Here is an 18957-nt window from a genome sequence, read left to right as displayed (position 1 = left end):
TGTTTTTATGTTTTTGACAAGACCATAATACCCTGTAGAGAGTATTAATCTTCAGCAACAAAGCCGTCATTTTCGATGAAATAGTGGTCTGTCATACCTTGGTCAGTAAAGACAATTCCATGAAGGACACCACCATAGACAGCTCCTCCATCCATTCCGATTTTTCCATCTTCTGTCATCCAAAGTTCTGCAGTTCCTGGTTTTTGATCCAAAAGTCCGTAGACTGGTGTATGACCAAAAACAATTGTTTTTCCTGTATGATTAACTGCTTCGTGGAATGGTTTTCTGAGCCAGACTTTCTTGTAATCTGTAGTTTCATGCCAATCATCCAAAGTTAAATCAATTCCAGCATGAACAAAGATATACTGATCCGTTTCAATCACGAATGGCATTTGTCGGATAAAAGCAACCAAGTCTGCTGCTTCAGTTTCTACACGCTTAGCATCTGCTACTCCATCTACTAGTGCATCCAGTGGACGACCTAAAATAGAATTAATAGTTGTATCCCCACCATTACGACGATAGTGGTCATAGCTTTCTTCAGGATTATCCAACCAAGTTAAAAACATGTACTCGTGATTTCCTGAAATGCAAATCGCTCCTTGATTTTCTACTAAGTCTTTGACCATTTCAAGAACACGACGACTATCTTCCCCTCTATCAATCAAATCTCCAAGAAAGAGTAATTGAGTCTTACCATCCCATGTTTTTAGAAGGTCCTCGAGCATTCCTGCTTTTCCGTGAACATCTCCAATTACATAATAGTCTGTCATTTATTTCTCCTTACTTTGTAACAATTCTCTCGCTTGACTAAGTGCTGCTTCAGTCACATTCTCACCAGCCAACATTTTAGCAACTTCTTCTACTCTTTCTTCAACTGTCAACAAGCGAACTGTTGAAACAGTTGAATGGTCATTACTAATCTTTTCAATAAAGAACTGATAATCTGCGATCGCAATGACTTGAGGAAGATGAGATATAGCTAATACTTGGCCGTGCTGACCAATTTTATGAATCTTTTGAGCGATTGCTTGAGCAACACGACCTGAAACTCCTGTGTCCACTTCATCGAATACAATACTGGTCTTACCTTCCTTACGAGAAAAAGCAGACTTGATCGCCAACATGAGGCGAGACAACTCTCCTCCAGAAGCTACTTTGACCAATGGTTTAAAAGCTTCTCCAGGGTTGGTGGAGATGTAAAATTCAACACTTTCATTTCCTTCACGAGTAAACTTACCTTTAGTAAATTGAACCTGAAACCAAGCTTTCTCCATATAGAGGTCTTTGAGTTCTTGCTGAATCTCAATTTCTAATTGTTGCGCTAAGTTATGTCGAGCAGATGCAAGCTTACTTGCTAAGTTAACTAGACTTACTTCTAATTGTTTGAGTTCAGCTTCCATATCTTCTGAAGAAAGATTATTACCAGTCAGAAGGTTGTATTCTTCAGTGATTTTAGCAAAGTACATCAAGACATCATCGACATTTCCACCATACTTACGTGTGATGGCGTGAATGAGATCCAAACGGCTTTCAATCTGCATTAGACGATTACCGTCAAAATCAAGATCTTCAATAATATCCTCTAAACGTTTGGTAACATCTTCTAGAACATAATAAGATTCAGATAAGGAAGTAGAAATTTCACGATATTCTACATCATACTCTTCTATACTTTCCATATCATTCATAGCTGAACGCACGTTAGCTAGACTTGAAAATTCTTCATTATCTAACATTGTATAAGCATTAGTCAACGTATCAGCAATATTTTTATGATTTAGAAGTTTATCTCGTTCTTGGTTTAGTTTGAGGTCTTCACCTGGCTGTAAGGATGCAGATTCAATTTCAGCCATCTGAAATTCCAACATTTCAATACGAGCCTTGTGCTCTTCTTGATTTTTCTTAATCTCAAGAAGTTGCTTGCGCATTTTACGATAAGCATCAAAGTTTGTCTGATAGGCTTGCTTCAGTTCCAGAAAATCTGTATCACCAAACCCATCAAGCATATGAATATGCAATTGTGGACGCATTAACTCTTCTTGGTCATGTTGGCCATGGATATCAACAAGATACTGTCCAATTGAGCGAAGAACAGATAGATTAACCATCTGTCCATTGACACGACTAACACTACGCCCGTTTTGTAAAATTTCACGTCGGATGATGATTTCATCACCTAACTCTATTCCTTGCTCATCAAAAATCATTTGCAAAGCATGACTGTTTTCAACCGAGAAAAGACCTTCGATTTCAGCCTTAGGAGCACCATGACGAATGACGTCCGTTGTAGCTCTGGCGCCCAGCATCATATTCATAGCATCGATGATGATAGACTTCCCAGCACCGGTTTCTCCAGTCAGAACTGTCATCCCCTTCTCAAAATTAAGTGAAATAGCCTCAATGATGGCAAAGTTTTTAATTGAAATTTCAAGTAACATAAGGTCCTACCACTTTTTAACTTGCTCAACAATCTCTACAGCTGCTTCTTCAGTTCGCGCCACAATTAAAATTGAGTTATCATCTGCTAAACAGCTAAAAATCATATCCGAAAATGTTTGAGTCAATTGACTTTTAACAAAAATTGTATTCCCAGGAATAACATCTAAGTTGATGAGATTACCCATTCTTTCGAAACTTTCGATATTGTTCTCAGATAACTGTAAACTTTTAACTACTGACTTTGGTAATTCATAGACATATGTATTGTCTTTCAAAGGAATTTTTACAATCCCTAATTCTTTGATATCACGTGAAACAGTTGCTTGAGTAGCAGAGATGCCTGCTTCTCTCAAGTGTTCAACGATTTCTTCTTGTGTGCCGATTTGATAGTCAGTCACAAATCTTCTAATCTTTTCAAGTCTTTCTTTTTTATTCATCTTTAAACTCTCTATGTGCTTTTTCTACTACTTGTTCTATTTCAGAAACTACTTGATTGCTTGCATGTTCCTCTTTACGTAAATAAGCAAGAAACTCAATATTCCCATGTCCACCTTGAATAGGAGAGAAATCCAATCCTAAGACTGAGAATCCTTCATCAACTGCCATTTTAGTAACTGATTCTAAAACATTTTGGTGAACTTTGGCATCTCTGATAATTCCATTTTTACCAATCTGTTCTCGTCCTGCTTCAAACTGTGGTTTTATGAGTGCGACGACTTCACCTTGGTCTTCCAAGACTCTATGTAGAGCCGGTAAAATGAGACTCAAAGAAATAAAACTCACATCGATACTTGCAAAACTTGGTTCTTCTTCAAAGTCATTTTTTTCAGCATAACGAAAGTTAAATTGCTCCATGCTGATAACACGTGAATCTTGGCGTAATTTCCAGGCTAGCTGATTGGTCCCAACATCAACGGCATAAACCAGTTTCGCACCATTTTGAAGCATGACATCCGTAAAGCCTCCTGTTGAAGCTCCAATATCAATGGTCGTTTTGCCTTCAACTGATATTTCAAATTTTTCTAAAGCTTTCTCAAGTTTCAAGCCGCCTCGACTAACATACTTGAGTTTCTCACCCTTGAGTTTTAATTCAGTATCGTCAGGAATTTTTTCTCCTGGTTTATCAAAACGCTCACCATTAAGGACTGCAATCACTAATCCAGCCATTACGCCCCGCTTAGCCTGTTCTCTTGTTTCAAATAAACCTTGTTTGTAGGCAAGTACATCTACTCTTTCCTTAGGCATTGATTCTCAAACTTTCTACTATTTTTACAATTGGTTCTTTATCAAAGTCGACTAATTGGCTAATCACATCTAATTTTTCATTAGCCTGATCCAAAGTTCGGTTACAAAAAACTTTTGCCTCATCCAATCCTAACAAAGCAGGATAGGTTGATTTCTCAGCTTGCAAATCTTTTTGTGGTGTTTTACCAATTTCCTCAAAACTAGCAGTAACATCAAGGATATCATCTCTCACTTGAAAAGCAAGCCCAATCAGCTCTCCAACTGTTTTCAACTGTTTTTGAAGATTTTCATCCAATCCTGCAATAACTCCTGCCGCTTGAAAAGGGAAGGCTAAAAGTTTACCAGTTTTATTAGCATGGATGGTCTGAAGTTCTTCTAGATTTAAATGTTTACCTTCACCTTCCATATCCAAAACTTGGCCAGCGACCATCCCCATACTTCCAGAAGAAAGGGACAAAGAAGCTATTAAATCTACCTTAATTTCGTTTGGCAAGTCTGCTTGCGCTATCAAAGCATAAGGATCTAAAAAGAGGGCATCTCCTGCTAAAATTGCTAGTGCTTCACCAAACTTCTTATGGTTGGTTAAACGCCCACGACGAAAATCATCATCATCCATAGCAGGAAGATCATCATGAATTAAGCTTCCTGTGTGAATCATCTCAAGCGCTGCTGCAACCTGGGCATGAGCTATAGTGATTGGCACTTGTAAAGACTCCAAAACTTCTAAAAGTAGATAAGGACGGATCCTTTTACCACCTGCATGAATAGAATAGAGAACAGCTTCTCTGAGATTAGCAGCTAATTGCTGGTCTCCATAAAACTCCTCAAGAGCTGACTCAACCAAAGCTAATTTTTCTTGCTTGTTCATAGAAGTTCGCTTTCTGTTCCATCTTCTTGCATGACTTTAACCAAGGTCTTTTCAGCTTTATCAAGTGTTGCTTGCAATTCTTTTGAAAGAACCATTCCTTTTTGAAATGCAGTAATAGCATCTTCTAAAGCAATTTCACCATTTTCTAAACTCTGAACAATAGTCTCAAGCTCTGCTAAATTATCTTCAAATTTCTTCTGTTTTGACATCTTTAACCTCTAAATCTACTTGACCATCTCGCATCATCAGCATCACCTGGTCATTTTTTTTCAAATCATTTGCAGAAGATACCACGGTATCCTCTTTTTTAACAATCGCATAACCCCTTGCTACGATACGACTCGTATCTAACATGAGTAGAGCTTCTGACAAGCGTTTTACTTCAGCAACCTTGGCATCATAGATCACAGCCATCTGGCTACGCATTAATTTTTGTAACTGTTGAATACGGTCTTGGTAGCGCTGAATCTTGACATTTGGCGATAATTGCTCCAAACGGTGAATTTGAGCTTGAAACTTCTGTTGATTTCTAACTAACTCACCATTCAATCCCTGCTTCAGTCGAAGCATTAACTGATCCAAACGTTGCAGATATCCATCATATAAACGCTCTGGTTGCCTGAAGATGACTGATTGACTAAGCCCTCTCAAGACTTCTTTTTTCTTTGATAAAGTATTTTGTACAGCAGTAGCCATTCGTTTCTCTTGATTTTTAAGGTAGGTCAGTAGATCTAACTTAGTCACAGGTGTAGCTAACTCTGCTGCAGCAGTTGGTGTTGCTGCTCTCTTGTCGGCAACAAAATCAGCCAAAGTTACATCTGTTTCGTGGCCCACACTTGAAATAATAGGAAGGCGCGATTCAAAGATAGAACGCACTACAATCTCTTCGTTAAAAGCCCAAAGATCCTCAATTGATCCTCCACCACGACCAATGATAAGAACATCCAAGTCTTCTCGTTCATTAGCTCTAGCAATGTTACGGGCAATCTCCTCTGCTGCCCCTTCGCCTTGAACCTTGGTAGGATATAAAACAATCTCAACCCCTGGGAAACGTCTGCTAACGGTAGTAATAATATCCTGTATAACAGCACCACTACGACTAGTCACAACCCCGATGCGTTTTGCAAACTGAGGGATTGCTTGTTTAAAGCGTTCTTGAAAAAGGCCTTCTTCTGATAATTTCTTTTTTAATTGTTCGAACTGAATTGCAAGAGCCCCTACACCATCAGGCTCTGCCTTTTCAATGATGATAGAGTAGCTCCCACTTGGTTCATAGACTTGGACACGACCGATAACATTGATCTTCATCCCTTCTTCCAAATCAAAACCTAGTTTCTGATAAATACCTGACCAAATAGTCGCTTGGATTACAGCTCGATCATCTTTTAGAGAAAAATATTGATGAGTTGGACGCTTCCGGAAGTTAGAAACCTGACCAGTTAAATAGACCCTCTCCAAGTATGGGTCTTTATCGAATTTCATTTTCAGATACTTAGTCAAAGTTGTTACCGACAAATACTTTTCCATCTCAACCTCCTTCTTTCTCTAGTTTTTCCTGGGTATTATTATACCAAAAAAACGTTTAAAAATCTCTCTTTTCACCTCTAGAATACGAAAACAAGACTGGATTTCTTTGAGCTTGTCTAATAATATACAAAAGCCCTCGGAAAAATCCAAGGGCTTTAATTAGTTCACTGAACTAGATTATTTTTTAAGGTTGTAGAATGATTTCAATCCACGGTATTTTATTTTAAATGTATTATATAGGAAAAAATAAGATAAAAACCCTATAAAATAAGCATAAATAAGAAATAAACTACATATAATTTTTACCATTAAAATACAAAAGTTTACACCTTATGCCCCTTTCTTGCCACCTATTTTTTTCAAAAAACTTTATAAAAACGCTTGTCTATCTCGGTATACCGTTATATAATAAAATCAAGAGCAAAAAAGGTAAACGCTAAGAGATAGGGGCAAAAGCCCGTCACACCTCTATTTTATCAAACGAAAAGAGAAAAGCAATGGTTAGTGCAATAGCTATTTTTATAATCGCAATCAATGTATACATTTATCTCAAAAATAAAAAGGACAAATAATATGAGAAAAGTTATTCAAGAATTATTGGACAGTTCGATGTCTACATCTGCTATTTCACAAGGTGCTGGAGTTCCATGGACTACTGTTTCTGACCTTAGAAAAGGAAAAACAAGCATGGATAAAATGGCCCTTCTCACAGCAGAAAAGCTCTATGAATTTGCTACAGCTGATAAGCAGTGATTTTGGTCACTGCTTTTATTATTTTGGGAAACAAAAAATCGCATTTTTGAAACTTTTTTTATTGCATTTTTGAAACTGAAAGTGTAAAATTAAGGTGTAATATATAGGAGGCAATTACCATGAACGTTGGTGAAAAAATTAAATTAAGAAGAAAAGAATTAAAAATCTCTGCTGACGAACTAGCTGACGCAGTCGGCGTTTCACGTTCCACTATATTTCGTTACGAAAAAGGAGATATTGAGAAGGTAGGTCCGGAAGTTTTAAAGAAGATCGCTGATAAGTTGTATATTTCTCCCGCTGAGCTCATGGGGTGGAGCGATGAAACTACAATAGAACCGAAAACATATACAGATTTAGACCTACGCAAAATGGCAGAAAACGCTAAAACATTTGACGGTAAGCCGTTAAATGAAGATGATATCGAAGCCATTCAAAACATTATTGAGATATATCTCAAAGGAAGACAATGAGTATTGAAGGTATTTGCAAAAATACGGAATCCAGATTGAATACTTTGACAAGAATTTGTGGAATAGAAACGGCATCTATCATCTATATTGATGAAATTAAAGTAGTTTTTGTAAGCAAAGACTTAGCGCCTAAAAAACAGAAACAAGTTATACTGCATGAGTTAGGGCATATAGACCATACTGAGCAAGAATATAAGAATACTAAGATTAAATGTGAGAATGAAGCTGATAGAAACATAATACATCATTTACTTGCGGATGCTTTAGATCAATTAGAAAATCCGTCTGAATTTAATTATCTTGACTTCATGAAATGTTATAATTTAAAAACCACTACTGAAGAAGTAATGGTTAAGGAAGAATACCAAAGTTTACTTAAAAATTTTATTGGAGGTTAATATGAAATTTTGTCCAGAATGTGGTAACCCAGTAGAGGGCTATAAATTTTGTCCAAATTGCGGTTATTCCATCTCTAACCAAGAACTGACTGAACAACCTCAGCCAGGCGATAAAACAGCTTCTCCATCTCTTGTCCCACGAAGCAGAAAAACGGATAAAGTCGGGCCACTTGAGATTGATAGATATAATCGTACCTATCGTATTCATGGAGCTCAAAAAGCAAAAGGCTCTTCTGGATTGGTCGGAGGAGCAATTAAAGGTACAGCGAAAGCTACACTTGCGGTTAGTACAATGGGGTTATCGTTGATACCGTCATTGGTAAAGAAAGATAAAAATGACACTGACTGGTATTCATTCGAGGATTTAGTATCGTATGAATTGATTGTAAATAATCAGACTGTTGTTTCGGGTGGTGTTGGTCAAGCTTTGGTTGCAGGCGCTATGTTTGGACCTATTGGAGCAGTTGCAGGTGGTATCGTATCCAAACGAAAATCAACCTCTAAAATTCTAAACATGACCGTCCGTGTGACCTCAAATGACTTCAATAAACCGGTCATATTTATCGACTTGATTAGAAAGCCAGTAAAGAATACTTCGAAAGAGTACAAGGAAGCAGTTGAAAACGCTCAACGAATCATGGGAGCTTTGGACGTCATCGTTCATAATTCGTAAATAAAAAAATCCCCACGCTCACAAAGTTTGGCGAGTCTGAGCGTGGAGTGGGATGTATAGAAAGATAGGCATTGAAAAGCCCTCTTTTCTATGTCTATTTTACCAAGAAATGAGGTGAAAAGCAAATGTGGATGGAAGATTGATTCAAAGATTACTTGATACTGAAGAATGGACGTATACTCAAAAATATCGTGTAAAGTCTATTTTGAAAGTCTTTTTTGATTATGCCATTGACCAGGGATTCCTTGAGAATAACCCAGCTAGAAAAGCAAAGTTTCCTCGAAAAAAACAAAGTTTGCAGCAGATTAAAAATGCGAAAAACAAATACCTGGAACCAAAAGAATATAAAGCAATCTTAAAAGAACTCTATCGAAAAGACATTACTCTAAGTTATGCTTTAGCGTGTGAGTTTATGATTCTAAACGGATGTCGTGTTGGAGAGTTAGCTGGTCTTACACTAGACAAATATAACAAGGATAGCAAAACATTAGATATCCATACAACATTCAACCGATATATCCCAGATGATGACGGGACTAAGACCTTTGCAAGTTTTCGGACTACACACTTAACGAAAAGAGTAGTTGAAATTCTTGATCAGATGATTGAACTTAATCTTTTAAACGAATCAACAGATAAGAATTGGTATAAGAGCGACCGTTTTTTCGTCACAAACACTGGAAGGCCAATCCATAGTTCTATTCTATGCAAGTCGCTTCAAAGAGCAAATGAGCGCCTTAAAAAACCTATTCCTAAACATATATCCCCTCATATCTTCAGACATACCACGATTAGTATTCTAGCAGAAAATAGAATCCCTCTCAAAACGATTATGGATCGTGTTGGTCATTCTGATTCTGAAGTCACTACTTCCATCTATACCCACGTCACGAAGAATATGAAAGACGAAGCAATCAATGTCCTTGATAAAGTAATGAAGAATATTTTATAAAAAGTTTGCCCCTTTTTGCCCCCTATACAAATAAAAAGCCCTTCGGATAAAATCCGAGGGGCTTAAAACGTTGTTAAATCAACGATTATTTTTTCAAGTTGTAGAATGATTTCAATCCACGGTATTCAGCTACTTCACCAAGTTGATCTTCGATGCGAAGCAATTGGTTGTATTTAGCGATACGGTCTGTACGTGAAAGTGAACCAGTCTTGATTTGTCCTGCGTTTGTTGCAACTGCGATGTCAGCGATTGTTGAATCTTCAGTTTCACCTGAACGGTGTGATACAACGGCAGTGTAACCAGCTTCTTTCGCCATTTCGATAGCGTCGAATGTTTCAGTAAGAGTACCGATTTGGTTAACTTTGATAAGGATTGAGTTAGCAGCACCTTCTTCGATACCTTTTTCAAGATAAGAAGTGTTTGTTACGAAGAAGTCGTCACCAACCAATTGAACTTTACCACCAAGACGTTCAGTAAGAGCTTTCCAACCGTCCCAGTCGTTTTCGTCCATACCATCTTCGATAGTGATGATTGGGTATTTGTTTACCAATTCTTCAAGGTAGTCGATTTGTTCAGCAGCAGTGCGGACAGCAGCTCCTTCACCTTCGAATTTAGTGTAGTCGTATACTTTGCGTTCTTTATCGTAGAATTCTGATGATGCACAGTCAAATCCGATAAATACATCTTTACCTGGAACATAACCAGCAGCTTCGATAGCAGCAAGGATTGTTTCTACACCATCTTCAGTTCCGTCGAAACGAGGAGCGAATCCACCTTCGTCACCTACGGCAGTTTCCAAACCACGTGATTTAAGGATTTTCTTAAGTGCGTGGAAGATTTCAGCACCCCAACGAAGAGCTTCTTTGAATGTAGGTGCACCAGCAGGTACGATCATGAATTCTTGGAAAGCGATTGGAGCATCTGAGTGAGATCCACCATTGATGATGTTCATCATTGGAGTTGGAAGAACTTTAGTGTTGAATCCACCAAGGTAGCTGTAAAGTGGGATTTCAAGATAGTCAGCAGCAGCGCGAGCTACAGCGATAGACACACCAAGGATTGCGTTTGCACCCAATTTACCTTTGTTAGGAGTACCGTCAAGAGCGATCATAGCACGGTCGATAGCTTGTTGATCACGTACATCATAGCCGATAATAGCTTCAGCAATGATGTTATTTACGTTGTCAACAGCTTTTTGTGTACCAAGACCACCGTAACGAGATTTGTCACCGTCGCGAAGTTCAACTGCTTCGTGTTCACCAGTAGAAGCTCCTGATGGAACCATACCACGTCCGAAAGCACCTGATTCAGTATAAACTTCTACTTCAAGTGTTGGGTTACCGCGTGAGTCTAGGACTTCGCGAGCGTAAACATCAGTAATAATTGACATTTTTTACTCTCCTTTGAGTTTAATTATTTTACACCTCTATGATACATCAAAAAGATACCTTTTTCAAGAAAAAACGTTATCTTTGTGCAAATTTTCCTTAAGTTTGTTAAGTAATCGCTTTCTTTTCCGCCTTATCTATAGACTTTTATGATATACTATATTTATGACTGATGTATCAAAACAAATATTAGAAAAAGCTCATGGCGGGCTCAAATTAAATCCAGACGAACAAAGACGTTTTCTTGGTACCTTTGAAGAACGTGTTCTTGGCTACGCTGAACTCGCTACTGCGAATGATGACAAATTTCAAAAGGCATTTTTAACAATTTTAGAGACTTTAAAAAAAGAAACTGAACCTTTATTTGTCAAAATTTCTCCTCAAGTTGAGTTTGAAAAACAAGTTTATTATTTAAAAAATGCTAAAGATTCTGATTGCCAAGCAACTATCGTTTCTGAAGATCATAACTCTTCTCCTTTTGGACTGGTTATCCATAGCGATGTTCTGGTTCAAACAAGTGAAAAAGACCTCAGAAAGGCCTTTTCAGACTTGTGGCAAGAGAAAGAGACGAAAGCTCCTACTTCTCTCTGGAAAAAATGGTTTGGTTAACTCTATCTCAAAGACATGATTCGTGCGATGCTTGCAGCTGTATTTTCTAAATAGACAGCTGCTTTTTTTAGACTGTCTGCTAACGGTTCGCTTTTTTCAAGTATGGAAAAAGCTGCGACTATATTCTCAAATGGTAAGGGTGGTAAATCCTCAGACAAACTACCACAAATAGCAATAACTGGAACACTATTTGGTGTTCTTTTTGCAACACCGATTGGTGCCTTACCTGCCAAACTTTGCGAGTCCAGTCTACCTTCGCCAACGATAACTAGGTCTGCATCAGTAACTTTTTGATCGAAGTTTATCAAATCCAAACAAGTTTGAATACCTGATACAATCTCTGCTCCAGCGAAGGCACACAAGCCAGCTGCAATACCACCGCCTGCTCCTGCACCATCTAATTTTAATATTTCGGGTCCAACTTTACTATAGAAGTCTTTAATAGCAGCATCAACTTCTTTAAATTTAGATGGATCCAATCCCTTTTGTTTCCCAAATGTAAAGGTAGCACCCTGAGGTCCACAAAGAGGATTGGTAACATCTGCAAGTATTTTTATATGTACATCAGAAGGAATTTGAATTACTCCCTCCTTCAAAATTTTCCTGATATCAAATAGTGATTGACCATTTGCTTGAAGTACAATTCCGTTTTTGTCATAAAACTGGTAACCAAGTCCTGAAGCAGTGCCAATTCCACCATCGTTACTAGCTGTACCACCGACACCAACGTAGATATCTTTGATTCCTTGTTCTATCAAATGGAGAATAAGTTGACCAATTCCCTTTGTTTGAATCTCTAGAGGATTACGTTTATCAAAAGAGATTTTAGCAAGACCTACTAAATTTGCAACTTCAAATAGAGCTAATTCTCTTTTTTGAAAGTAAGACATCAAAACCTCATCACCAAAAGGTCCAGTTACCTGGACTGTTTTTTCTTCCAAACCTAGAGAACTTTTAATGGCGTCTACTGTCCCTTCACCTCCATCACCAACAGGTAAAAGTAAACACTCCACGTTAGGTATGGCCCTTTCGAACCCTCTTTTTATAGCTTCTGCTACTTCGTTTGCAGGAAGACTCTCCTTGAAAGAGTCCGGCGCGATAACAACTTTCATTTTGATTCCTCTTTCTATCTAAAGGAAGTCTATCATTTCCAAAACTTTCCCAAAATCTCTCTCATCTACCTGAAGATTTATTTCCTTTTTCACAATATCCTTGGCACAAAAGGCTATTCCTAGTCCTGCACTTTTAAGCATTTTTAAGTCATTAGCTCCATCACCGATTGCAATCGTTCTATCAAATGGCACTTGTAATTCTTCAGCCCATCTCACGAGGGTTGCTTCTTTTACTTCTCTGCTTATAATAGGGCCAATTAGATTTCCAGTTAAATGATCATCTTTGATTTCCAGTTGATTAGCAGTATATAATGAAATACCCAAATCTTTTGCTAATCTTTCTACAATAGTGGTAAATCCGCCTGATACTAAACCGACTTCTATCTGATTTTTTTGAAGAACTTTAATAAACCGGGCAGCATTTTTACTAAGGTGAAGTTCATGATAAATCTTATCGAAAACATTGATAGAGAGACCTTTAAGAAGAGAAACACGTCTTTTTAAACTTGCTTCGAAGTCTAATTCTCCTCTCATAGCTTGAGCTGTTAGCAGGGCTACTTTTTCTTCGCACTCTGCCTCTTTCCCTAATAAATCAATAACCTCTTCTTCTATCAGAGTTCCATCAACATCTAGGACACAGAGTCCTCTAGCTTTATTCATTTATTCCCCATACTTTCATCATCTCAAAAAATCGTATGAAAGCATCATACGATTTTATTTATTTAATTTGCTAAGCTGTGATATAAATCAAGATAAGACTGACAAGCTGTATCCCAAGAGAAGTCACATTCCATAGCTTGTACTTGAAGTTTCTTCCAAACGTCAGGATGATTATAGTAAACATCCAAAGCAGTTTGAAGAGCCCAGTTAAGCCAGTATGACGTCAAGTTGTCAAAACTAAATCCTGTACCCGTTCCTTCAATTGGATTGAATGGTTGAACAGTATCTCTCAACCCGCCTACCTCATGAACAAGTGGTAATGTTCCATAACGCATAGCCATCATTTGAGAAAGTCCACATGGTTCAAAACGACTTGGCATGAGGAAAATATCACAGGCTGCATAAATTTCTTGTGCTAGCTTGACATCAAAGGTAATATTGGCAGAAAGTTTATCTGGGAATACTTGACCAAACCATGAGAAGGCTTGTTCAAAACCAGGATCACCTGTACCCAAGAGAACGATTTGAACATCTTCTTGAAGCATGCGATGCAAACCTTCAACGACGACATCAAAACCTTTCTGTCTTGTCAAACGCGACACAATACCAATCATTGGAACATCGGGACGAACTGGAAGACCAACTTTTTCTTGAAGTTTAGCTTTATTCTGAGCTTTTCCTGATAGGTCTGATTTATTAAAATGATAATCCAACAAAGGATCCGTTTCTGGATTATAAAGATCAGTATCGATTCCATTTACAATACCAGAAAGCTTACCAGACTCCATTCGTAAAATCTGATCCAAGCCACAACCAAACTCTGTTGTCATGATTTCATAAGCATAGCTTGGCGATACAGTAGATACACGATCTGCATAGAGGATACCAGCCTTCATCCAGTTCAGGCAGTCATTCCAGCGAACTGTACCATCCGCATAGCGTTCAAATCCAACTCGGAACAAATCCCAAAGCATACCTTCAGAAAATTGACCTTGGAATTCCAAATTATGGATCGTTAAGACAGTCTTAATGTTTTGATAGGCTTGTATCCATCTGTATTTTTCCTTCAACAAGAAAGGAATCATAGCTGTATGATAATCATGAGCATGAAGAACATCTGGAATAAAACCAATACGCTCCATAGCCTCTAGAGCCGCAAGTTGGAAGAAAGCAAAGCGTTCACCATCATCGAAATCACCATACACATGACCACGGAAGAAATAATACTGGTTGTCAATAAAGTAGAAAGTAACACCATTTAAAACAGTCTTCTTAATGCCACAAAATTGTCTACGCCAACCAACATATACTTCAAATTGAAGAACATCTTCAATTTGATCACCAAACTTGGCTTCCACCATGTCATAGTATGGCAGGATAACAGCAACTTCATGACCAGCTTTAACTAATGATTTTGGAAGAGCCCCGATAACATCTCCCAAGCCACCTGTTTTAGAAAAAGGGGCTCCTTCGGCTGCTACAAATAAAATTTTCATGAAAGAATGTCCTCTGTTACTTTTTCACCTTTTTTGATGACAACAGGATTTTCTGCTGTACCACGAATAACAACTCCATCAGCTACTTCAGCACCCTTATCAATAATTGCATACTCAACTTGAGCACCTTCACCAACGACAACACGAGGGAAAACAATAGATTCTTTAACTAAGCTATCTTTATGAATTTGAACATTACGCGAAACAACTGAACGAACAACCTTACCTTCGACAATACTACCAGAAGCAAACTGCGAAGTATTTACTTCACAACCAGGTGCATAATAAGTTGGTTCTTCGTTTTTCACCTTTGTATGAATCTTTTGATTTGGAGAGAATAAAGAGTAGAATTTATGCAGATCAAGCATATCAATATTGGCTTGGTAGTATGTTTCTACAGAATGAATATTTGCTAAGTAACCAGTATACTCGTATGCAAAAGCACCTGATTCTGCTGCTAAGTCACGTAGAACATAACGTAGTTTTTCTGGGTGTTCTTTCTGAGCTTCTTCTTCCAGACGTTCAATCAACCATGGGGTATCAACGACAAAGATATCCGTTGACATGTTGTAGTATTCTTGTTCGTCTTTTTTATCGAAGAGTTTGTGAGAGAGCACGTGGTCAGTTTCATCAATATCTAGGATAGCATTTACTTCTGAAATATCCTTTTTAGGTAGTTTCTTATAAACGACTGTGATAGGAGATTTTGTAGTATTATGCAAATGGAAAACCTGAGTAAGATCAATATTTACCAAAACGTCACAGTTCAAGGAAACCGTTTGGTTAGATCCAGAACGTTTTAAATAAGTCAAGAGTTGTTGATAATACTCTTTACCAACAGTACTACTTTCCACACGAGTATTGTAGATTCCAAGATAGTAGTGGCTAAGAAGGGTATTCAAGCCCCATTCACGTCCTGAACGAATGTGGTCAAATACAGAGCTGATGTTATCTTGTTGGAAGATTCCAAAGACACTTCGAACACCAGCATTTGCTAAACTTGAGAGTGGGAAGTCAATCAAACGATACTTTCCTCCAAATGGCAAACTTGCCACTGGACGGTTACTTGTCAAGGTTGACATATCATGGAAACCAACGGTATTTCCTAAAATCGCTGAATATTTATCAATCTTCATCTGTTGCTACCCCCACTACTTCGTTATATCCGACTACTTGTACTTCTTCTGTACCATCAATTTCAACACCATCGGCAATAATTGCACCTTCACCGATGATTGCACGTGTAATTTTAGCACCTCTACCGATAACTGCTCCACTCATGATGACAGAATCAACAACTTCTGCTCCCTTACGAACTTGAGCAGCTGTAGAAAGAATGGAATGTTTTACAGTACCATTCACGTAACATCCATCTACTACTAGAGAGTCTTCTACTTGAGCAAATTCTCCAAGGTAGTTTGGTGGAGCGATAAGGTTACGAGAATAAATTTTCCATTGACGATTTCGGCTATCTAGAGCATTTTCTGGAGAGATGTATTCCATATTTGCTTCCCAAAGAGATTCGATTGTACCAACATCCTTCCAGTATCCATTGAACTCATAAGCATAGACACTTTCACCAGTTTCAAGATAATTTGGAATAACATTCTTTCCGAAATCAGACATATCTAGGTTAGCCTTTTCAGCAGCAACTAGCATGTTGCGAAGTCGTTTCCAGTCAAAGATATAAATCCCCATTGATGCCTTGGTTGATTTTGGTTGGGCAGGTTTTTCTTCGAATTCAACAATGCGATTATTAGCATCTGTATTCATGATACCGAAACGGCTAGCTTCTTTTAGTGGTACATCCAAAACAGCAACTGTCAAGCTGGCATTGTTATCCTTGTGTGATTGGAGCATATCATCATAGTCCATCTTGTAGATATGGTCTCCTGAAAGAATCAAAACATACTCAGGATTAATGCTATCGATATAGTCAATGTTTTGGTAAATCGCATGACTTGTACCTTCAAACCAACGATTTCCTTCACTTGCAGAGTAAGGTTGAAGGATAGAAACACCTGAATCAATTACATCAAGACCCCAACTAGAACCATTACCAATGTGGCTGTTGAGAGCTAGTGGTTGATACTGTGTAATAACCCCAACATTATGGATACCAGAGTTGGCACAGTTAGAAAGAGCAAAGTCAATGATACGATAGCGCCCACCAAATTGCACAGCAGGTTTTGCAATGCTTTGAGTGAGTTTACCGAGACGAGTTCCTTGCCCACCGGCAAGGATTAAAGCTAGCATTTCATTCTTCATTTTCTACTCCTTTTTGAGATTTATTTGATTCTTTTTTAGCGGGTTTCAAGCGACGTTTGATTTTCCAGATACTTGCCCCCAAAGCTGGCAAGGTAAAGGTCAATGTCTGCTCATAATCCTTCCATAACCCTTCTTGAGTTTGAACGGTTTGGTTATGTTCTTTCCAAACACCTCCCCATTGTTCCAACTCTGTATTCCAAATTTCTTCATACACACCTGCAACTGGCAGTCCAATTGTGAAATCAGGTCGTTCGACTGGTGCCATATTAAAGACACAGACTAGCATCTCGCCTTTCTTTCCTTTACGAATAAAGGAAAGAACACTCTGATCTCTATTATCTGCATCGATAATTTCAATTCCATCATAGCTTGTATCAATTTCCCAAAGACAACGGTGGTCCTTATAAAGTTGATTCAACTGAGATGTGAAGTATTTCATCTTGGCATTCATTGGATCTTCAAGGTTTGACCATTCTAATTGCTCTTCTGATTTCCACTCTAAGAACTGCCCGAATTCGCTACCCATAAAGAGCAATTTCTTACCGGGGTGACAAATTTGATAAGTATAAAGGTTTCTAAGGCCTGCAAATTGATTATAACGATCCCCCCACATCTTATGCATCATACTCTTCTTACCATGTACAACCTCATCATGTGAGAATGGTAGGAGATAATTTTCATTAAAGACATACATAAAACTGAAGGTTACAAGGTTAAAATCATACTTGCGGTAAATTGGATCTTCTTCGTAGAAACGTAAGATATCATTCATCCATCCCATGTTCCACTTGTAGTCAAATCCAAGACCACCCATCTCTTTCGGACCTGTTATTTTAGTTGCCGAAGAGCTTTCTTCTGCAATCATCATGACATCAGGATGAGCTAGCTTAATAACAGTATTTAAACGCTGAAGGAAATAATAGCCTTCGTAGTTAAGATTGCCACCGTCTTTATTTGGTGTCCAAGGTGCATTATCATAATCAAGATAAAGGATATTACTTACGGCATCAACACGGATACCATCTAAATGATAAAAATCAATCCAGAACTTAATGCTAGAAATTAGGAAAGATTGTACTTCGTTTTTCCCTAAGTCGAAGTTTAATGCCCCCCAACCATAGTTATGAGCTTTGTTATGGTCTTGATATTCAAAAGTCGGAGTTCCATCATAGTAGGCTAAGGCATCGTCATTGATTGTAAAGTGACCTGGAACCCAGTCCACGATAACACCGATATTGTTTAAGTGACACTCCTCAACAAAGTCTTGAAACTCTTCTGGTCTTCCGTAAGAATGTTCTAAACCGAAATATCCCATCAGTTGATAGCCCCAACTCAAACCTAGCGGGTGAGCCATCAAAGGCATAAACTCAATATGAGTGTAGTTCATTTCAACTAAGTAAGGGATCAACTCTTCTTTTAATTGAGCAAAACTATATGGAGTTCCATCTGGATTTCGTTTCCACGAACCAGCGTGTGCTTCGTAAATATTAACCGGCCTTTCGAAGAATCCCAAACGTTTTCTACGAGCTAACCAAAGTCCATCCTTCCATTTCTTTTCTGGAATTTCTGTTAACACAGCACCTGTGCCTGGACGTGCTTCATACCGAACAGCTAAAGGATCAATCTTCATAAGCTGATGACCGTTAGCCCGTGTGATATGATATTTATAAATCTGACCTTCTTGGGCAAAAGTTGTAAAAACTTCCCAAACTCCAGATTCGTTTCGAACCATAGGGATTTGATTTTCAACCCAATTCGTGAAATCACCGACTAGATGAACAGCCTGCGCATTTGGAGCCCAAACACGGAATGTGTAACCCCATTCCCCGTCTTTCTCCTCACGATGTGCGCCCAAATAGTGCTGAAGATGGAAATTTTCGCCTGTTGTAAAAGTTCTTAAAGCTTCTAATGTATCCATAAATCCCCCTTTATATTGTAAGCGTTTTCTATATTTCTATTATACTATCTTTTAAGAAAACTTTCAACCAATTTCCGAATTATCATAAACATTTTTTAGAAAATCTTCAAGTAATTATCTTGACATTTCTTAAATTTTCAGTATTTATTGATATTCTACCTTGATATCAGTTTTTTGT

The 18957-nt window shown here is 38.1% G+C and carries 20 protein-coding genes; 6 read left to right on the top strand and 14 right to left on the bottom strand.

Annotated elements, in window-relative coordinates; translation table 11 throughout:
- Nucleotides 1-44 precede the first annotated feature (44 nt).
- From HMPREF2957_RS02895 to xseA, 7 genes are read right to left on the bottom strand one after another with little or no spacing between them, the layout of a single operon-like run.
- Entirely contained in the window at nucleotides 45-773 is a 729-nt protein-coding gene (locus HMPREF2957_RS02895; protein ID WP_070677373.1) for a metallophosphoesterase family protein, read from the bottom strand.
- A complete protein-coding gene (recN, locus tag HMPREF2957_RS02890) occupies nucleotides 774-2441 on the bottom strand; it encodes a DNA repair protein RecN (protein ID WP_070677368.1) in 1668 nt (555 codons plus the stop codon). It lies immediately after the preceding gene.
- A gap of 6 nt (nucleotides 2442-2447) precedes the next feature.
- Nucleotides 2448-2879, bottom strand: coding sequence for an arginine repressor (locus tag HMPREF2957_RS02885; protein ID WP_070677365.1), 432 nt, complete (start codon nucleotides 2877-2879; stop codon nucleotides 2448-2450).
- The gene (locus tag HMPREF2957_RS02880) at nucleotides 2872-3687 is read right to left on the bottom strand and encodes a TlyA family RNA methyltransferase (RefSeq protein WP_004253522.1); all 816 of its coding nucleotides are present in this window, start codon (nucleotides 3685-3687) and stop codon (nucleotides 2872-2874) included. Before HMPREF2957_RS02880 ends, HMPREF2957_RS02885 begins: the two co-directional genes overlap by 8 nt.
- Nucleotides 3680-4555 carry a polyprenyl synthetase family protein gene (locus HMPREF2957_RS02875; protein ID WP_004253519.1) on the bottom strand — a complete coding sequence of 292 codons (876 nt, stop codon included), beginning with the start codon at nucleotides 4553-4555 and terminating at the stop codon, nucleotides 3680-3682. Before HMPREF2957_RS02875 ends, HMPREF2957_RS02880 begins: the two co-directional genes overlap by 8 nt.
- A complete protein-coding gene (locus HMPREF2957_RS02870) occupies nucleotides 4552-4764 on the bottom strand; it encodes an exodeoxyribonuclease VII small subunit (RefSeq protein ID WP_004253516.1) in 213 nt (70 codons plus the stop codon). The genes HMPREF2957_RS02875 and HMPREF2957_RS02870 overlap by 4 nt, the downstream gene beginning before the upstream one ends.
- Entirely contained in the window at nucleotides 4742-6082 is a 1341-nt protein-coding gene (xseA, locus tag HMPREF2957_RS02865) for an exodeoxyribonuclease VII large subunit (protein ID WP_004253514.1), read from the bottom strand. The genes HMPREF2957_RS02870 and xseA overlap by 23 nt, the downstream gene beginning before the upstream one ends.
- A gap of 573 nt (nucleotides 6083-6655) precedes the next feature.
- Here xseA and HMPREF2957_RS02860 point away from each other — a divergent pair.
- The 5 genes from HMPREF2957_RS02860 to HMPREF2957_RS02840 all read left to right on the top strand — a co-directional run bounded on the left by HMPREF2957_RS02860 (nucleotide 6656) and on the right by HMPREF2957_RS02840 (nucleotide 9328).
- Entirely contained in the window at nucleotides 6656-6835 is a 180-nt protein-coding gene (locus HMPREF2957_RS02860) for a hypothetical protein (protein WP_070677362.1), read from the top strand.
- A 119-nt stretch (nucleotides 6836-6954) separates the two neighbouring features.
- A complete protein-coding gene (locus HMPREF2957_RS02855) occupies nucleotides 6955-7305 on the top strand; it encodes a helix-turn-helix domain-containing protein (protein WP_070677359.1) in 351 nt (116 codons plus the stop codon).
- A complete protein-coding gene (locus HMPREF2957_RS02850; RefSeq protein WP_083312332.1) occupies nucleotides 7302-7703 on the top strand; it encodes an ImmA/IrrE family metallo-endopeptidase in 402 nt (133 codons plus the stop codon). Before HMPREF2957_RS02855 ends, HMPREF2957_RS02850 begins: the two co-directional genes overlap by 4 nt.
- Before the next feature lies 1 nt (nucleotide 7704).
- Complete coding sequence (locus HMPREF2957_RS02845; protein ID WP_070677356.1) at nucleotides 7705-8376, top strand: zinc ribbon domain-containing protein; 672 nt, start codon at nucleotides 7705-7707, stop codon at nucleotides 8374-8376.
- 127 nt (nucleotides 8377-8503) lie between these two features.
- Nucleotides 8504-9328, top strand: a complete 825-nt coding sequence (locus tag HMPREF2957_RS02840; RefSeq protein WP_070677353.1) for a tyrosine-type recombinase/integrase — start codon at nucleotides 8504-8506, stop codon at nucleotides 9326-9328.
- 85 nt (nucleotides 9329-9413) lie between these two features.
- Here the strand turns inward: HMPREF2957_RS02840 and eno are convergent, their stop codons facing one another.
- Nucleotides 9414-10718: a surface-displayed alpha-enolase gene (gene eno / locus HMPREF2957_RS02835; protein ID WP_004253512.1), complete on the bottom strand. Its 1305-nt coding sequence runs from the start codon at nucleotides 10716-10718 to the stop codon at nucleotides 9414-9416.
- A 163-nt stretch (nucleotides 10719-10881) separates the two neighbouring features.
- On the opposite strand from eno, the gene HMPREF2957_RS02830 reads away from it, so the two are divergent.
- Nucleotides 10882-11325, top strand: coding sequence for a DUF1694 domain-containing protein (locus tag HMPREF2957_RS02830; protein ID WP_070677350.1), 444 nt, complete (start codon nucleotides 10882-10884; stop codon nucleotides 11323-11325).
- Nucleotides 11326-11327: 2 nt separating this feature from the next.
- Here the strand turns inward: HMPREF2957_RS02830 and HMPREF2957_RS02825 are convergent, their stop codons facing one another.
- The 6 genes from HMPREF2957_RS02825 to glgB all read right to left on the bottom strand — a co-directional run bounded on the left by HMPREF2957_RS02825 (nucleotide 11328) and on the right by glgB (nucleotide 18779).
- Entirely contained in the window at nucleotides 11328-12437 is a 1110-nt protein-coding gene (locus HMPREF2957_RS02825) for a glycerate kinase (protein ID WP_070677346.1), read from the bottom strand.
- An 18-nt stretch (nucleotides 12438-12455) separates the two neighbouring features.
- On the bottom strand, nucleotides 12456-13097 hold the full coding sequence (gene serB / locus HMPREF2957_RS02820) for a phosphoserine phosphatase SerB (protein WP_070677343.1): 642 nt from the start codon (nucleotides 13095-13097) through the stop codon (nucleotides 12456-12458).
- Nucleotides 13098-13159: 62 nt separating this feature from the next.
- A complete protein-coding gene (gene glgA, locus HMPREF2957_RS02815; protein WP_070677341.1) occupies nucleotides 13160-14593 on the bottom strand; it encodes a glycogen synthase GlgA in 1434 nt (477 codons plus the stop codon).
- A complete protein-coding gene (gene glgD / locus HMPREF2957_RS02810; RefSeq protein WP_070677338.1) occupies nucleotides 14590-15729 on the bottom strand; it encodes a glucose-1-phosphate adenylyltransferase subunit GlgD in 1140 nt (379 codons plus the stop codon). The genes glgA and glgD overlap by 4 nt, the downstream gene beginning before the upstream one ends.
- A complete protein-coding gene (locus HMPREF2957_RS02805) occupies nucleotides 15719-16861 on the bottom strand; it encodes a glucose-1-phosphate adenylyltransferase (RefSeq protein WP_004253502.1) in 1143 nt (380 codons plus the stop codon). The genes glgD and HMPREF2957_RS02805 overlap by 11 nt, the downstream gene beginning before the upstream one ends.
- Nucleotides 16851-18779 (bottom strand): 1,4-alpha-glucan branching protein GlgB, encoded by a 1929-nt coding sequence (gene glgB, locus HMPREF2957_RS02800; RefSeq protein ID WP_004253500.1) that lies wholly within the window; start codon nucleotides 18777-18779, stop codon nucleotides 16851-16853. The genes HMPREF2957_RS02805 and glgB overlap by 11 nt, the downstream gene beginning before the upstream one ends.
- Nucleotides 18780-18957 lie beyond the last annotated feature (178 nt).

This window comes from Streptococcus sp. HMSC062D07 (assembly GCF_001814215.1).
Taxonomy (GTDB): Bacteria; Bacillota; Bacilli; order Lactobacillales; family Streptococcaceae; genus Streptococcus; species Streptococcus infantis_I.
Note: the sequence above shows the minus strand (reverse complement) of the source record. Positions and strands in the feature narration are given on the sequence as shown.

Bases quoted from the DNA above. Each gene is read 5' to 3' on its own strand.
- HMPREF2957_RS02895 (WP_070677373.1), bottom strand. From the start codon at position 773: ATGACAGACTATTATGTAATTGGAGATGTTCACGGAAAAGCAGGAATG.
- recN (WP_070677368.1), bottom strand. From the start codon at position 2,441: ATGTTACTTGAAATTTCAATTAAAAACTTTGCCATCATTGAGGCTATT.
- HMPREF2957_RS02885 (WP_070677365.1), bottom strand. From the start codon at position 2,879: ATGAATAAAAAAGAAAGACTTGAAAAGATTAGAAGATTTGTGACTGAC.
- HMPREF2957_RS02880 (WP_004253522.1), bottom strand. From the start codon at position 3,687: ATGCCTAAGGAAAGAGTAGATGTACTTGCCTACAAACAAGGTTTATTT.
- HMPREF2957_RS02875 (WP_004253519.1), bottom strand. From the start codon at position 4,555: ATGAACAAGCAAGAAAAATTAGCTTTGGTTGAGTCAGCTCTTGAGGAG.
- HMPREF2957_RS02870 (WP_004253516.1), bottom strand. From the start codon at position 4,764: ATGTCAAAACAGAAGAAATTTGAAGATAATTTAGCAGAGCTTGAGACT.
- xseA (WP_004253514.1), bottom strand. From the start codon at position 6,082: ATGGAAAAGTATTTGTCGGTAACAACTTTGACTAAGTATCTGAAAATG.
- HMPREF2957_RS02860 (WP_070677362.1), top strand. From the start codon at position 6,656: ATGAGAAAAGTTATTCAAGAATTATTGGACAGTTCGATGTCTACATCT.
- HMPREF2957_RS02855 (WP_070677359.1), top strand. From the start codon at position 6,955: ATGAACGTTGGTGAAAAAATTAAATTAAGAAGAAAAGAATTAAAAATC.
- HMPREF2957_RS02850 (WP_083312332.1), top strand. From the start codon at position 7,302: ATGAGTATTGAAGGTATTTGCAAAAATACGGAATCCAGATTGAATACT.
- HMPREF2957_RS02845 (WP_070677356.1), top strand. From the start codon at position 7,705: ATGAAATTTTGTCCAGAATGTGGTAACCCAGTAGAGGGCTATAAATTT.
- eno (WP_004253512.1), bottom strand. From the start codon at position 10,718: ATGTCAATTATTACTGATGTTTACGCTCGCGAAGTCCTAGACTCACGC.
- HMPREF2957_RS02830 (WP_070677350.1), top strand. From the start codon at position 10,882: ATGACTGATGTATCAAAACAAATATTAGAAAAAGCTCATGGCGGGCTC.
- HMPREF2957_RS02825 (WP_070677346.1), bottom strand. From the start codon at position 12,437: ATGAAAGTTGTTATCGCGCCGGACTCTTTCAAGGAGAGTCTTCCTGCA.
- serB (WP_070677343.1), bottom strand. From the start codon at position 13,097: ATGAATAAAGCTAGAGGACTCTGTGTCCTAGATGTTGATGGAACTCTG.
- glgA (WP_070677341.1), bottom strand. From the start codon at position 14,593: ATGAAAATTTTATTTGTAGCAGCCGAAGGAGCCCCTTTTTCTAAAACA.
- glgD (WP_070677338.1), bottom strand. From the start codon at position 15,729: ATGAAGATTGATAAATATTCAGCGATTTTAGGAAATACCGTTGGTTTC.
- HMPREF2957_RS02805 (WP_004253502.1), bottom strand. From the start codon at position 16,861: ATGAAGAATGAAATGCTAGCTTTAATCCTTGCCGGTGGGCAAGGAACT.
- glgB (WP_004253500.1), bottom strand. From the start codon at position 18,779: ATGGATACATTAGAAGCTTTAAGAACTTTTACAACAGGCGAAAATTTC.